The sequence below is a fragment of the Paenibacillus sp. CCS19 genome, from assembly GCF_033239625.1.
Lineage (GTDB): Bacteria > Bacillota > Bacilli > Paenibacillales > Paenibacillaceae > Paenibacillus_T.
The window spans coordinates 120,049-135,293 of sequence record NZ_BTCK01000008.1 but is presented as its reverse complement, the minus strand read 5'-3'; the positions used below and the strand labels follow the sequence as shown (position 1 = coordinate 135,293).

Sequence of the window (15,245 nt, the reverse complement as noted above, 5' to 3'; positions counted from 1 at the left end):
CTGCTAGATTAAGCAATTTCATAGTCCAATTGGATCAAACTGCCGCGGTAGTCACATTTCTGTCGAGTGACTGCCGTGGTCTTTTTATGTTAGGATTAGTTGATAGCTTTAGATCGGCCTAATTCATTTAATTTTTATACCTCAGGAGGGATCCAGCATGCTAACCGTTGATTCCGTATTGGAAAAAGCGCTTCGCGGCGAACGCATTACGTTCGAGGAATGCATCGTGCTTCTAGAATCAGATGAAATTGAGAAAATGGGGAAAGTTGCGAACGAGCTGATGCTGCGTAAGCACCCTGAGCCAATTACAACGTTTGTCGTTGGACGCAACGTTAACTATACGAACGTATGTGACGTCTATTGCCGTTTCTGTGCGTTCTATCGCGCGCCGGGTTCACCGGAAGGATACGTGCTTTCGGACGATACGATTTTGCAGAAGATTCAAGAGACTGAAGATGTAGGCGGCACTGAAATTTTGATGCAGGGCGGCACGAATCCGAACTTGCCGTTTACGTACTACACCGATATTCTTCGCAAAATTAAAGAGCGATTCCCGAACATTACGATGCATTCCTTCTCGCCGGCGGAGATTATGAAGATGAAGGAAGTATCGGATGGACTGTCGCTTGACGAAGTCATTCGTCAGCTGCATGAAGCGGGACTCGACTCGCTGCCAGGCGGTGGCGCAGAGATTCTTGACGACCGTACGCGCCGCAAGGTAAGTAAGCTGAAGGGCTCATGGACGGACTGGATGGACGTCATGAAATCCGCGCACAAGCACGGCATGAACACGACGGCAACCATGGTATACGGTTTCGGCGAGACGATGGAAGAGCGTGCGCTCCATCTGCTGCGCGTCCGAGATGCGCAGGATGAGTGCATTGCGAACAACTACGATTCGAAGGGCTTCTTGGCCTTCATCTCGTGGCCGCTTCAACCCGACAACACGAACATGCGCGTTGAGAAATCGAAGCCGGAAGAGTATCTCAAGATGGTGGCGGTCAGCCGCATCTTCTTGGACAACATCGATAACCTTCAGTCTTCGTGGGTCACTATGGGTCCGGAGTACGGCAAGCTCTCGCTCCAATACGGCTGCAACGACTTCGGCAGCACGATGATGGAAGAGAACGTCGTCTCCGCTGCGGGCACGACGCACAAGGTCAACATCGACCTGTCGCTCAAACTCATCCGCGAAGCTGGCAAAATCCCAGCCCAACGCAACACGAAGTACGAAATTCTCAAAGTGTACGAAGAGAACGAATCGGCCGACAAAGACTTTATCATGCAGAACTAGTCAAGAGTGAATTTATATGGCTTCGCTAGAGATGAGCGTGATTTCACTGTGCAGATGAATGTTTCTTCCGATCGCTGTTGTCCCCAGATTGTTCTGATTTTATAAATTCTCTATCGGATACAATCCGGTTGACAAAGGCGAACGCTAACGCTTCTCCAGAAATCATTCACCTGCTCCGTTCCAGTCGCTCAGACCAATATAAATATCACTCGACTATTCCGTTCCGGAATAGTTGCAAGGCTGCCATACTTCAGCCTTGTAAGTGAATGAGTTTAAGGCCATCACATATGTGATGGCCTTTTTGATCTACATGTTACTTGTTTCTGAGCAATGAGATTAACCTTCGGTTCAACAGCATTAGTTCCAGCTTAAGACTGATTCCTGCAAATTTACAGTTTGTATACGATTCACACTAACGTATCATCGATTGCTGCAAAGATGCATTTATCTTAGTCGTTTGACGTGGTTTGGCGTAACTACGAGCTCGATACCTGCATTTTCGCTGGAATATCCGATATTTTGCGAATCGATAGGTGTCAAAAACCTGCACATTTACAGGAACCGACCACCATCTGTTTAACTAACTTTGCATAGCGGATGACTGGAGCCGATATTGCGGCGATAGGAATCAAGTTTCCTCCCTAAATTGGGATAGGCTGACCGTAGGAACGAAGCGGACGAATGATTCTGGAGAAGCGTTAGCGTTCGCCTTTGTGTCCGGATTGTTACCTTTTCTGATCTACTCTAATCAGAACAATCTGGACACAACAGCGTTCGGAAGAACATTCGTCTGCGTAGTGACTGCACCAGCCTGAATTTCTTTTCAATAATAACCTAAATCACTCGCGACAAGCCTCATCCCAATTGTCTCCTCGTATATACGTGCGCCATCAGCATATACTTTTAAGGAAGGAAAGGGGTGAGCGCATGGAGCTTTTTTCCATATCCTTGCACGACGCTGAACAAAGTCAGCGCCAGAAATTGCACGATCTACTGCTTCAAGAGTACACGCTGCTACATAACTTTCCTGTTATCCCGCGGCTTGAATGGAATAGCGAGCTTGATCGGCTAACGGGCAGAATCGATACAGTCCCTGATTTTCGGTTAATTGAGCATGGCCCGCCTCTGTATCGAAGCACTGCAACCGCGCTTGCCGAATATATCGTGTCTGAGCTGGAGCAGCAGCTGCTCACTTCCATTATTCGCAAGCAATACCGCATCGAGCGGGAGGAGGAGCTGGCAACAATCGTTCGGTTCTGCTCCGAGATGCTCGGCTCCGTCCAGGCCGATCCGGGGGATCGCGATCCTTTCGGCGAAGCCGACAGAAAACGCAGAAAACAGAAAGTAACGGACGAGCTGGACACGTTCCTTCAGGACAATACAGAGCTCAATTTAACCGGCTTCGTTACATTCCGGCTTCAGACGTATTGGAATGAGCTTCGGGATGCGGCGGAATACGCAGTCGATGAGTTTGTCATGGATAAGCAATACCAGGAGTTTATTTCGCTGCTTCGTTATTTCGTCGATCTTCAGGATGCGAAGCTGCCGCTTGTTCATTTGCTGCACAAAACAGGCCATGAGTTCATCGTCTGCGATGAACGGCTTCAACCTCTTGAGCATAAACCGGTAGACCGGATCGTTGCCGAGATGGTGGAATATGAGATGAATGTCGAGGATATGGTCATCAGCACGCTCGTGACGATCGCGCCGAAGCAGATCGTGATTCATACACGGCAGCCAGAGCTGCAAATCATTCGGACAATCGAATCGATTTTTGGACTCCGGGTATCCGTATGTGTCGGCTGCGTTTCCTGCCATGCTTCATTTGAGAACCGGATTTGATGTCCTATTGACCGTCTCAAGCGGCAATTGTTATAATGGGGTACAAATGCATTGAACAAAAGCGTCGACGAAGACAATGATTCCCCGAATGAGCACGGACCAGAGAGAGAAGCCTTGGCTGTAAGCTTCTTGCGAGGCGGCGGAGAATATACCCCTTCGGAGCTTTACGGTTGAATCCGAATGCTTCTTCCAATAGGAGTACAAGGTGTGTAAGCCGTAACGGAACGTCCCCGTTATTGGATGTCATGAGGTTCGCACGTGCTGCGTTTTATGAATTGATCGAGAATCGATTCGTACGCAAGCCTGTTGCGTTCGAATGAGGGTGGAACCACGAGTATACAAGCACTCGTCCCTTTGCGGGGACGCGTGCTTTTTTTGTTGTCCGGCAACTGCCAGCGCGATAGAAGAAGTACGCCATCCCGCCAGCTTACACAACAATCGACAACGACCTCATCTAAGGCAACAGTCGAATAACAAAGGAGAATAACGATGGCGATTAAAGTAACGCTGCCGGACGGAGCTGTCCGGGAATACGAAGCTGGCGCAACGATCGATGATGTTGCGGCTTCCATTAGCAAAGGACTTCAGAAGAATGCGGTTGCAGGCAAAATCAATGGTAAAGTCGTCGATATCTACACGGCGCTTAACGAAGATGCTAACATCGAGATCGTAACGCTGGATTCGGCAGACGGTGTGGAAGTGTATCGTCACAGTACGGCGCACTTGATGGCGCAAGCGATCAAGCGTCTGTATGGCAATACGGCTGTTAAACTCGGTATCGGTCCGGTCATCGAAGATGGCTTCTACTACGATATCGATCTGGAGCAATCGCTTACGCCGGAAGATCTCGTGAAAATCGAGAAAGAAATGGCTAAGATCATCAAGGAAGATCTGCCAATCCGCCGCCGTGTCATTAGCCGTGACGATGCGATTGCGACGTTCACGGAGCTGGGCGATCCGCTTAAGCTCGAGTTGATTCGCGACCTGCCGGAAGACGTTCAACTGACGATCTATGACCAAGGCGAGTTCTTCGACCTTTGCCGTGGACCGCATCTTCCGTCGACGGGCCGCATCAAAGCGTTCAAGCTGCTGAGCATCGCAGGCGCATACTGGCGCGGTGATTCGAAGAACAAAATGCTGCAGCGCATTTACGGAACGGCGTTCCCGAAACAAGCGCAGCTTGACGAGCATCTGCACTTCCTGGAGGAAGCGAAGAAACGCGACCACCGTAAGCTTGGTAAAGAACTGAAGATGTTCACGTTCTCCAAAGAGGTTGGCCAAGGCCTGCCGCTATGGCTGCCGAACGGCGCCCGCGTTCGTCGTACGATGGAGCGCTATATCGTCGATCTCGAAGAGCGTCTGGGCTACCAGCACGTTTATACGCCAGTACTGGCTAACGTTGAGCTATACAAAATCTCGGGTCACTGGGAGCACTACTCCGAGGATATGTTCCCGCTGATGGCGCTCGACAACGAGGAGCTCGTCCTTCGTCCAATGAACTGCCCTCACCATATGATGGTGTACAAAAGCGACATGCGCAGCTACCGCGATCTGCCGATCCGCGTAGCCGAGCTCGGCACGATGCATCGCTACGAAATGTCAGGCGCGCTTACGGGTCTGCACCGCGTTCGTGCCATGACGCTGAACGATGCTCATATCTTCGCGCGTCCGGATCAGATCAAGGATGAGTTCGCTCGCGTCATCAACCTGATTCGCCAAGTATACGCTGACTTCGGCATCAAGGAATATCGCTTCCGTCTGTCGTACCGCGATCCGAAGGATACGGAGAAGTACTTCCCGGACGACAACATGTGGGAAATGTCGCAGCGCATGCTGCGTGAAGTTGTAGAGGAGCTCGATCTGCCATTCTTCGAAGCGGAGGGCGAAGCTGCGTTCTACGGACCGAAGCTCGACGTGCAGATCAAGACGGCGCTTGGCAAAGAAGAGACGTTGTCGACGGCTCAGCTGGACTTCCTGCTGCCTGAACGTTTCGAACTCGAATATATCGGCGACGACGGCAAGAAACACCGTCCGGTCGTTATCCACCGCGGAATCATCAGTACGATGGAGCGCATGACGGCATACTTGATCGAGAACTTCGCAGGAGCGCTGCCGCTGTGGCTGTCGCCAACGCACGCACGCGTCATTCCGGTATCGTCCGCATACGACGAATATGCGCGCCAAGTGGAAGAACAGCTGCTTGCAGCAGGCGTTCGTGCAGAGTCCGATCTCCGCAACGAGAAGCTGGGTTACAAAATCCGCGAAGCGCAGCTTGAGAAGATGCCTTACATGCTGATCGTCGGCGATAACGAGGCGCAGGCTGGCACGGTATCGGTACGTAAACGCGGCGAAGGCGACATCGGCGTGAAGCCGGTCGCTGAGCTGATTGAGATGCTTAGTGGAGAAATTGCTGCAAAAACGGTATAGCCTTCGGGAAGACGGGGCAACCTCCTACTCAGGAGCAGTGTGACTTTGAGCTCCCCTCAAAGATCCTGATGTAGAGCGGAGTGGCTTTGAACTCCGTTCAAAGACCCTGATGTAAGGAGTTAACGTATGTTATCAAGCTTACCTATGCTGCAGCGGAGCTGCGTCAGCGCGCTTATCGGCCTCTCTGTACTGATGTGCGGAGCAGAAGTCGCAGATGGGCGTCCTGCCGCATCCGCTGCAGCTGAGGCAGCCCCCGTTATACCGGACGGGAAAGAGATTGCAACAATTGAAGTGATTGCGACTGGATACACGGCTGGCGTAGAGTCGACCGGCAAACGTCCAGGTCACCCGCAGTATGGGATTACGTATTCAGGCGTGAAGGTGAAGCGAGGCAGGTTATCGACCATTGCGGCCGACCCGAAAGTGTTCCCGATTGGCACACTGCTTTACATTCCGGATTACGGATACGGCGTTGTGGCTGATACCGGATCTGCGATCAAAGGCAAACGGATCGACCTATACTTCGACACCATTAAACAAGTATACGAGCAATGGGGCAAACGCAAGGTAGAAGTGAAGGTGATCAAGAGGGGCAACGGCAAACTGTCTCAGGCATGGCTTAATTCCGTCAACGAGGCGCTCGCAGCGAGCCGCTCAATCCCTCAGTCATACCTGGAGTCCTAATGAGCAAGCTCGGAAACGTATAGATTTCCATGTAAAATGGAACAAGCATCCCTATACCGATAATCGGTATGCGGATGCTTGTTTTGTTTGTGTTTGTAACGCTGCAGTTGTGCTGTACGCCTACGCTGTCCCTTCAATGGTGACAGCCTTGTCTAACCGATAGGCTTGAAGTTTCGGATGACAAGCTGCGTATCGACGCTGACGACGCCCTCAAGCGCGAATATACGCTCATACAGGAACTTCTCCAGCTCTTCTTCATCTCTCAGATGGGCTTGCATGTGGAGAGTGCTCGGCCCTGTCATTTGATAAATGCTTATGACGTCAGGCAGCTCTGCCAGTTGATAGCCGATCTGTTCCGCTAAGCGCGGTTCGACGACGATCTCGAAGAAGACGGCGACAGGCTTGCCTAGCTTCGCGACATTGACGCGGATCGTGAAATGTTCGATAATGCCGTCTTCGATGAGCGATTCTACCCGTTTCTGTATGGCAACACGGGAAAGACTAAGCGTTTCACCGATCTTCGCATATGGCAATCGACCGTTCTCCAGCAGCAGATTGACAATGCGTTGATCGATTTCGTCCAAGTGAGGAAGCACCATAAGCCGTCACCTCTCCTTTTATATGTAATAAAACATAACATAAAAGCCGTCTTTTGAAAATAGATTGACGAGCGAAAAATACAAACTGTTCCAACCCTCCTTGAATCGTTCACAAATTTTCGTCGATTTAGGGGTGTTCAAATTCGAATCGTTCATGTACAATGATTTTATTGGTTGCATGTTATATTTTATTACATGATGCAAAGTATGGTGATGAATTGTGGCTGATCCAATGACGATATGGAATGAGGATCGATTAAGAGCGCCTCATAAGCCGGCAGATGTCGTACCTTTTCTAGAAGCGTATATCGCTAAGAAAGAAGAAGAAATCGCAGAGATTGAACAAATGGTCAGCCGCTATGAGAAGCGCCGATTGAAGGAAGAACGGGCGTACCAAGCGATGTCCTCGCTGCGGAAGCTGCTCTCGGGCAGGAAGCCGGCCCATCACCTGGCTGTTGAATATATTCATTACATCAAGCAGCCGATGGAGCGTGCGCGCCTGCTTCGCCACGAGATTGAGCGTGCTCGTGCTTTGCGTGACAGCGCAGTGCCGGAAGCTGCCAAGCTGTCGGAGCTTGAATCGTTTCGTTAACAAGAAGAACGCCCTGTAACTGATCATTGATCAGTCAGGGCGTTTTTTGTTGCGTTCTATCGATCATTCTGCTTCAATTCATTAATGTCGAGGAAATCATGCGCCTGGCTGTAGGCCGGCACGCCATGGATGCCGACATCAAGGCCGACCAATTCCTCATCGCGACTAACGCGGACGCGGACGAAACGATTGATCAGCTTCAAGGCCAACCAGGTTAGTACGAAGCCCCAGATCGCAATCGTGAGCAATCCGACGAATTGAATGCCGAGAAGCTCCCAGCCTCCGCCGTAGAAGAGGCCATAGTAGCCTTGTCCGGTTGCAGCGGCCAGATCTTTCGTTGCGAACAGGCCAAGAGCGAGTGTGCCGATGCTGCCGCTCACACCGTGTACAGCGAATGCGCCGACAGGATCGTCTATTTGCCACTGCTCAAGCAGCTCAGAGACGAGAATCATCACGATGCCGCAGATGGTACCGATCAATATTGCGGCGCCGTTCGTGACGAAAGCGCAGCCTGCTGTAATGCCAACCAAGCCAGCCAACGAGCCGTTGATAACCATCGGCGGATCAGCCTTCTTGTACCGAAGCATCGTGAACAAGATCGATACAGCTCCGCCTGCCGCTGCTGACAACATCGTAGTAACCGCGATATGACCGATCGAGCTGTTCGTAGCGCTGAGCGTACTGCCGGAGTTGAACCCGAACCAACCGAACCATAGGATGAAGGCGCCAACCGACGCGAGCGGGAGATTGGAAGGCGGGACAATGTTGGCTTGTCCGTCTGACGTAAACTTGCCGATTCGCGGACCGATGAAGATCGCTGCAGCCAGCGCTGCGAAGCCGCCCAGACCATGGATGACGGCAGACCCTGCAAAGTCGATCATCCCGAGCGTAGCTAACCATCCGCCGCCCCATACCCAGTGGCCGGCGATCGGATAGATGATTCCCGTCATCGCGATCGCATATAATAGATAGGCGCTGAAATTAATCCGTTCCGCTACAGCTCCTGATACAATGGAGATGACGGCAATTACGAATGCGGATTGGAACAACCAGAACGTATCCATGGAGACATTCAACGAAATATGGCTTAAATCGCCGCTCAAGAAGAAGCCGGATATGCCAATCCATCCGCCGAGATCTTTACCATGCATGAGCGCGAAACCGATTGCAAAATAAATGAGAGCTCCGAACGTAATATCAGCAAATACTTTCATAATGATGCTGACCGCGTTCTTCTGCCGGACGAATCCCGCCTCAAGCAATGCGAAGCCGCCTTCCATCAACAGAATCATAGCCGCGGTAAGGACGAGCCAAATCGTATCCAGTCCTTGTGATAGTGTAGCAATATTCATACAATCACTCCTAAGACGTATGCGGATAACGTCGAAAAATAGTCGTAAAATCGCCAGTCGTCCTTCATTATAAGGAGGCGAAGTCAACTATGTCAACGCAATATGTCACAATATATAACATTAGTTTCAAGCGGTGTGAAAAACAGCACAGCTCGGTCTCTAGACGGATAACAGATTCAATCAATTGACGGTTAAAACAATGTAAAGCTTTCGATATAATGAACATGTAAGATCGGGGAACCGATAAGTTCATATATCGTGAGAAAACCTCTATCGCGGACTTTCGAAGATGAGCGACCTACAGCTTTGCGGAGCAAAGCGGCTTCGTAAGCATGAGGTAGGTTTTATCGCCAATAAGAATTAGTTGTTTCGAGTGACTCGAAAACCTATACATTCTTATGTGGTAAACAAGGCACAATTAGGAGTTGACTTAGGATGAATCGTCATTATGCAGGCCGTATCTTGTGGGGGTTATTCATCGTTGCAATAGGAGCGGGCTTCCTATTAAATCAGTTCGGCATCGTTTCGCTCGACATCGGTGATATCGTTTCCACCTTCTGGCCGGTTATTCTGATCGTCGCCGGATTCAATAATTTGCTAACCGCACGCCACGGAGGGAATGCATTCGGTGCATGTATTCTCATTACGATTGGTTTTATTTTCTTAGGCCGCAGCCTCGATTGGTTTGACTGGTCGATCGGTGACATCATTCGTTTCGTCGGACCGGTTGCGTTAATTCTGTTCGGTCTGAACATGGTGTTCCGTCCGCGCTGCAGTTCAAGGCAGCATCATCGTCACAATTACGAACATCGGGATGATTGGCAAGCATATCGCCCAGGAGGTTACGTGCCGCCGGCGCCGCCGCTGCATCCTGATCCAACATCCACTGCGAGCGATCCTTCTAATGTCGATCCATCGGCCGATCCTATGCAGCCGCCTTTACCGCCTGTACCGCCGTTCCGTCCTAATCTGTCCAAGCACGAGCAGCATATCGAGATGAAGCATCAAATGCGCCGTGAGAAATTGGAGGAGCGTCGGGATAAGCTTCAGATGCGCCGCGATAAGATTGAGGAGAAAATGGAACACCATCGCAGGCATACGAATCCGTGGGAACGGGTGGAGTGGTGGGAGAATAATCCGAACGTGCAGAACCGTTCCGGATTCATCGGCGACATTCATATCGGTAACGATCATTGGGAGCTGAAGCCGCTCAACATCTCGCATTTTATCGGAGATACGGTCATTGATTTGACGAGAGCGCATATCCCGTTCGGTGAAACGCGCATTACGATTTCGTCTTTCATCGGCGACGTTAAGATTTATTTGCCCAACGATTATGAGGTCGGCATTCACGTCGTATCCAGTGCATTCATTGGCGATGCGCGAGTGCTCGACATGAGAGACAGCCGATTGTTCCGCAACATGGATGTAGAGACGCCTGCTTATAAGGATACAGATAAAAAAATCAAGCTGGTGTGCAGCACGTTCATCGGTGATGTACGGGTTACGAAGGTTGGGTGATCCGCGATGATGGTACGATTGCTCAGAAGCGGTAAGCTGGAGATCATTGCGATGTTCTCGGTCTCTGCACTGCTGTCCGCCGGGAGTGTGTATGCGCTGTGGGAGTGGCTCGTCTACGAGGGCGATATGCCGACGGTCGAATTCGGCCTGTGCGTCATCCTCGTGCTGCTGCTCGTCAGCGCATGCTTCGGTTATTGGACGGCACAGACGATTCAGCGGCGGGTGGATGCGCTGCACATCGCACTCAAACAAGCGAATAACGGCAATTGGGCGATTCGGATGCCGCTCAGCGGTGCGCGTTCGTTCGAAGCTGTGCATGTAGAATTCAATGAAATGGCTGCAACCGTCGAGGAACGTCTGAAGGTAGCGCAGCTTGCAGGCGAAGAACAAGTCATGCGGGAGAAAGCTTCTAATGAAGAAGCGGTACAGGAAGAACGGAAGCGGCTCGCCCGCGACTTGCACGATACAGTAAGTCAGCAGCTGTTCGCCATACATATGTCGGCCTCATCGCTGCCGAAGCTGCTGGAGCTTAACCCCGATCGTGCGGCTGATGTAATGGGGCAGCTCATTGAGATGTCGACGCTCGCTCAGAAGCAAATGCGTGGATTCATTGCGCAGCTGCGGCCGATGGAGCTGGAGGGACGCTCGCTGCAGCAGGCGCTAGATCGATGGTTCCCGGATTACTGCCGTCAGAATAGATTGCAAGGCGAACTCGATTGGCGGCTGCAGGAGCCGCTGTCGGAAGCGAAGGATCATCAATTGTTTCTCATTATTCAAGAGGCAATGGCGAACATTGTGAAGCATGCTCACGCGCAGCATGCCGTACTGTCGTTATCAGAGACAGAGCATCAGATTATGATGACGCTGCAGGATGATGGAGTCGGCTTCCGTCCTGGCGAAGTACGGGTTGGCTCTTATGGTCTGTCAACGATGCGCGAGCGGGCGCAGAAGCTGAGCGGCGACGTCATTCTGTTCAGTAAGCCAGGCGGAGGAACACGGATACGCGTTACCATTCCGAAATATACGGACAAGCGAGGTTAAGCGAATGTCAGGGAATACGAATTATTCCATCATGATTGTAGATGATCACGATATGGTGCGGGCCGGTTTGAAGACGTATTTGATGCTGGAGCCCAAATTCGAAGTAGTTGCGGAGGCGAGCAACGGCAGCGAAGCGCTGGCTTTGATGGAACGTATGGAGAAGCGTCCGGATCTTGTGCTGATGGATCTCATGATGCCTGTAATGGACGGCGTTCAGACGACTGGAGCGTTGATGCAGCGATATCCGGAGCTCAAGATCGTCATGCTCACGAGTTTCTTAGAGGATGATAAGGTTCTAGCGGCTGTTGAGGCCGGCGCTGTCAGCTATGTGCTTAAAACGGTATCGGCTGAAGAGCTGATCTACGCCTTGATGGGTGCGGCCAAAGGGATGCCGGTTATGACCGGCGATGTGTCCCAAGCGCTCACGCGCGGATTGCGTCAACGTTCCGCGCAAGGCGCTGACGAAGGGCTGACGGATCGGGAGAAGGAAGTGCTGCTGCTTATTGCAGACGGGATGTCGAATAAGGAAATCGCTGAGGAGCTTCATATCAGTGTGAAGACCGTTAAGACGCATGTGAGCAATCTGCTGATGAAATGCGAGCTGGAGGATCGGACACAACTGGCGGTCTACACGCATCGCAAAGGATGGGCAAAGCCACAGGCCTAATAGCTTCCTACGTTTCCAACGGGCATAATCTCTGTAAGGGCTGGTTAAGCTAGTGCTATCAATAGCTGACCAAGTGCGGCTGTTACGAGCCGCCGCGCAGTTCAAAGGGGATACAGGCCATGATTACGCTACATTCCGATATCGAAAAGAGAGAATATGAGTTCGCCGAAGCGAAGGAGAAGTTAAGCAGTGCGCAGTTTACGCTTGGCGGCAATTGGGAATATGACCGCGGTTCATTCGATCGTGCATTGGATGAAGAGCATAAGGTCTGGATTCGGCTGCCTTTCGTCGCGACGGCAGGATCGATTGACAGCGAGCGGGCGGATAACAATGCGACGATTCGCATTGGTCAGCCTTATGTGCTGAAGCATCTGTACAAGGAAGGGAACGATGAGGAGGCGTCTGTCCGTGTCGTCGGCAGTCTGTTCGACCAATTCCAATCCCCAACAGATCCTGATGCGCATATTGAGGCGAAGTGGGTAGATAAAGCGAAGCTTGCGCTCGCTGAAGCTGAACGTCAGCTGCTAACATGAATAGATGCTAGAAAGAAACCTCTTGTAAACAGCCCGAAACATGATTCAACGGCTGTTATAAGAGGTTTTTTGCATAATATCGTTCGTATTTCATGATCGTTTTAATTCTTTTTAAGTTTGTTTTAAGGTAGAATGTGCATGATAGAACTATCGAAACGGACAGTTAATGATGTGGAGGGGAAGTAAAGTGGACGATCAGAACAAAAAAAATCCTTTTGACGATTTTTTCGAAGACAAAGCAGAAGGTACTAAAGGCAGCGACGCGCAGGCCGACGACCACTATTCGACAAGCGATCAGCAAGAACGTGAATATGACCAGGACGGCGGCCCGAGCGGCGATCCTAATTCCAATAAATCGACGTACTATTATTCCTATGGACCTTATAAGCCGGGCAGCGGACAGGACGGTCGCTACAACAGCTTCCGCCAGCAACCGGAAGCCGGAGAACGCGGCGAAGAGCGCGCGGCGGACGCAGACTATCAAACTTCGAATCCGCAGCAAGGGGAAGAAAGATTCGAAGAAGGGCCAGCGGCAGAGCAGGTAGAATACGCTTCAATCGAGCAGCCTTCGCATCTTCGTCTTGCGCCAGTGTCCGCAGCAGCGCAGCAAGTGCGAGGCGGATGGCAGATGAAAGAGAAGCGCCGCGGCAGAATGAGAGGCATGCTTGCCGCTTATCTGGCCGGTGTGATTACGATCGGTGTTCTCATGTACGCGGCAGATTCGAATAACTGGTTCACGAAAGACGGCTCATCGGCGCTAAGCAATGCAAGTTCGAAAGGTGCAGTGACGGCTTCGGCGAATCCCGACAATAATGGCAACGTGTCGAATGCGGCGGATGTCGTAAGACCAAACAATATCGCGAAGATTTTCGAACAAGCAAGCCCTGCCGTCGTCAAAATCGAAACGTACGTCAAGCAGCAGCAGCGTTCCAGCCAAGGCGGCGGAATTTTCGACGATCCATTCTTCCGTCAGTTCTTCGGCGATGATTCGACTGACCAGAACAACGGTCAACAGAATAATGGCGGTCAAGAGCAATTGACGCCAGCAGGTATCGGTACAGGCTTCTTCTTCGACGAAAGCGGCTATATTCTGACGAACCAGCACGTCGTTGCAGATTCGGATGAAATCGAAGTAACGGTTCAAGGCTACGATAAGCCATTCAAGGCGAAGCTGCTCGGCTCGAGCTATGATCTGGACTTGGCTGTACTGAAGGTAGAAGGCACGAAGGCGTTCCCGACGCTTGCGCTCGGCAGCTCGGACAGCATTAACATCGGGGACTGGGTCGTAGCGATCGGCAACCCTTACGGCTTCGATCATACCGTAACGATTGGAGTGCTGAGCGCCAAAGAGCGTCCGATCGACATTCCGGATGAGAACGGAACTCGCGAATACAAGCACTTGCTGCAGACGGATGCTTCGATCAACCCGGGCAATTCCGGCGGTCCGCTTCTGAACCTGCAAGGCGAAGTTGTTGGTATTAATACGGCAGTCAGCTCGCAGGCGCAAGGCATCGGCTTTGCGATTCCGACGAGTACGATTCAAGAAGTGCTCAACAGTCTGAAGAACAACCAGGAAATTCCGAAGACGCCAGTGCCGTATATCGGCGTTACGCTTGAGAATCTGAATGATCAATACGCGAAGCAGCTTGGTCTGAATTCGACTGACGGCGTGCTCGTGACCGGTGTATACTATAAATCGCCGGCTTATATGGCGGATGTCCGTCAATATGACGTCATCACAGGCGTAGACGGCAAGAAAACCGCAACATCCGATAAGCTCGTCGAAGCGATTCAGGCGCATAAGGTCGACGACAGCGCAGTGCTGAACGTTATCCGAGACGGCAAAGCGATTGACTTGACGATTAAGATCGGCGACAAAAATAAATTCTCCACAGATTTGCAGCAGCAACAGCAGCAGCAACCTTAATCAATCATATTAGAAGAACGCAGGCCGGCGAATAACCGCCTGCGTTTTTCTTCTGTAACGGGAGCGGGATGAGATGAGACAACGGATATTTGTCGTAGATGACGATGAGAAAATAACGTCGCTGCTTCGCCGCAGTCTGGCGTTCGAAGGCTATGAGGTACATATTGCGAACGACGGGCAGAGCGGTCTTAAGCTGCTGCAGCAGGATGATCCTGATCTGCTCATTCTGGACGTCATGATGCCGATCATGGACGGCTGGGAAGTGTGCCGACGCGTTCGCGAAGCGGGAAGCAATGTACCTGTTATGATGCTGACGGCGAAGGACGATATTCAGGATCGAGTGAAGGGGCTTGATCTTGGGGCGGACGATTACCTCATTAAGCCGTTCGCGCTGGAGGAGCTGCTCGCTCGCGTTCGCGCGCTGCTGCGCCGCAAACCGGACAAGCAGGAGTCGGACAACCGTCTTCAGTTTGAAGATCTGACCCTTGATCTCGATTCGCGCGAGGCAATTCGGGGCGGGAGACGGATCGAACTTACAGCGAAGGAATTCGACCTGCTTCATCTGTTCATGCAGAACCCGCGACGTGTGTTGACGAGGGATTCGATCATGGACAAAATCTGGGGTTACGATTACAGCGGCGAGTCCAATGTGTTGGAAGTATACATCGCCATGCTTCGTCAGAAGACGGAGGTAGGCACGGATAAACGGATCATCCAGACCGTTCGCGGCACGGGCTATGTGCTCCGAGGGGAAGGCGGCTAACAG

General features: G+C 51.5%; 13 protein-coding genes. 11 read left to right on the top strand and 2 right to left on the bottom strand.

The genetic code is table 11. The features are described from left to right. Positions 1-157: 157 nt before the first annotated feature. The 4 genes from mqnC to SBI19_RS08690 all read left to right on the top strand — a co-directional run bounded on the left by mqnC (position 158) and on the right by SBI19_RS08690 (position 6,247). Positions 158-1,294, top strand: a complete 1,137-nt coding sequence (gene mqnC, locus SBI19_RS08705; RefSeq protein WP_317967074.1) for a cyclic dehypoxanthinyl futalosine synthase — start codon at positions 158-160, stop codon at positions 1,292-1,294. Between the two features lie 927 nt (positions 1,295-2,221). Further along, positions 2,222-3,136, top strand: coding sequence for a putative sporulation protein YtxC (locus tag SBI19_RS08700; RefSeq protein ID WP_317967072.1), 915 nt, complete (start codon positions 2,222-2,224; stop codon positions 3,134-3,136). 489 nt (positions 3,137-3,625) lie between these two features. Further along, a complete protein-coding gene (gene thrS, locus SBI19_RS08695) occupies positions 3,626-5,563 on the top strand; it encodes a threonine--tRNA ligase (RefSeq protein WP_317967070.1) in 1,938 nt (645 codons plus the stop codon). A 126-nt stretch (positions 5,564-5,689) separates the two neighbouring features. Continuing rightward, positions 5,690-6,247 carry a 3D domain-containing protein gene (locus tag SBI19_RS08690; RefSeq protein ID WP_483312258.1) on the top strand — a complete coding sequence of 186 codons (558 nt, stop codon included), beginning with the start codon at positions 5,690-5,692 and terminating at the stop codon, positions 6,245-6,247. Positions 6,248-6,399: 152 nt separating this feature from the next. On the opposite strand, the gene SBI19_RS08685 is transcribed toward SBI19_RS08690, so the two are convergent. Then, entirely contained in the window at positions 6,400-6,846 is a 447-nt protein-coding gene (locus tag SBI19_RS08685) for an Lrp/AsnC family transcriptional regulator (RefSeq protein WP_317967068.1), read from the bottom strand. A 220-nt stretch (positions 6,847-7,066) separates the two neighbouring features. Between SBI19_RS08685 and SBI19_RS08680 the strand changes: the two genes are divergently transcribed. Further along, positions 7,067-7,438 (top strand): hypothetical protein, encoded by a 372-nt coding sequence (locus SBI19_RS08680; protein ID WP_317967066.1) that lies wholly within the window; start codon positions 7,067-7,069, stop codon positions 7,436-7,438. 56 nt (positions 7,439-7,494) lie between these two features. Here the strand turns inward: SBI19_RS08680 and SBI19_RS08675 are convergent, their stop codons facing one another. Next, positions 7,495-8,790 (bottom strand): ammonium transporter, encoded by a 1,296-nt coding sequence (locus SBI19_RS08675; RefSeq protein WP_317967064.1) that lies wholly within the window; start codon positions 8,788-8,790, stop codon positions 7,495-7,497. 435 nt (positions 8,791-9,225) lie between these two features. Between SBI19_RS08675 and liaF the strand changes: the two genes are divergently transcribed. The 6 genes from liaF to SBI19_RS08645 all read left to right on the top strand — a co-directional run bounded on the left by liaF (position 9,226) and on the right by SBI19_RS08645 (position 15,242). After that, on the top strand, positions 9,226-10,311 hold the full coding sequence (liaF, locus tag SBI19_RS08670) for a cell wall-active antibiotics response protein LiaF (RefSeq protein ID WP_317967062.1): 1,086 nt from the start codon (positions 9,226-9,228) through the stop codon (positions 10,309-10,311). Positions 10,312-10,317: 6 nt separating this feature from the next. Next, on the top strand, positions 10,318-11,352 hold the full coding sequence (locus SBI19_RS08665) for a sensor histidine kinase (protein ID WP_317967060.1): 1,035 nt from the start codon (positions 10,318-10,320) through the stop codon (positions 11,350-11,352). 4 nt (positions 11,353-11,356) lie between these two features. Continuing rightward, the gene (locus SBI19_RS08660) at positions 11,357-12,019 is read left to right on the top strand and encodes a response regulator (RefSeq protein WP_317967058.1); all 663 of its coding nucleotides are present in this window, start codon (positions 11,357-11,359) and stop codon (positions 12,017-12,019) included. Positions 12,020-12,138: 119 nt separating this feature from the next. Then, positions 12,139-12,552 carry a YugN family protein gene (locus SBI19_RS08655; protein WP_317967056.1) on the top strand — a complete coding sequence of 138 codons (414 nt, stop codon included), beginning with the start codon at positions 12,139-12,141 and terminating at the stop codon, positions 12,550-12,552. A gap of 187 nt (positions 12,553-12,739) precedes the next feature. Next, positions 12,740-14,479 carry a S1C family serine protease gene (locus tag SBI19_RS08650; RefSeq protein WP_317967054.1) on the top strand — a complete coding sequence of 580 codons (1,740 nt, stop codon included), beginning with the start codon at positions 12,740-12,742 and terminating at the stop codon, positions 14,477-14,479. Between the two features lie 73 nt (positions 14,480-14,552). Further along, entirely contained in the window at positions 14,553-15,242 is a 690-nt protein-coding gene (locus SBI19_RS08645) for a response regulator transcription factor (RefSeq protein ID WP_317967052.1), read from the top strand. The last annotated feature ends 3 nt before the right edge of the window (positions 15,243-15,245 follow it).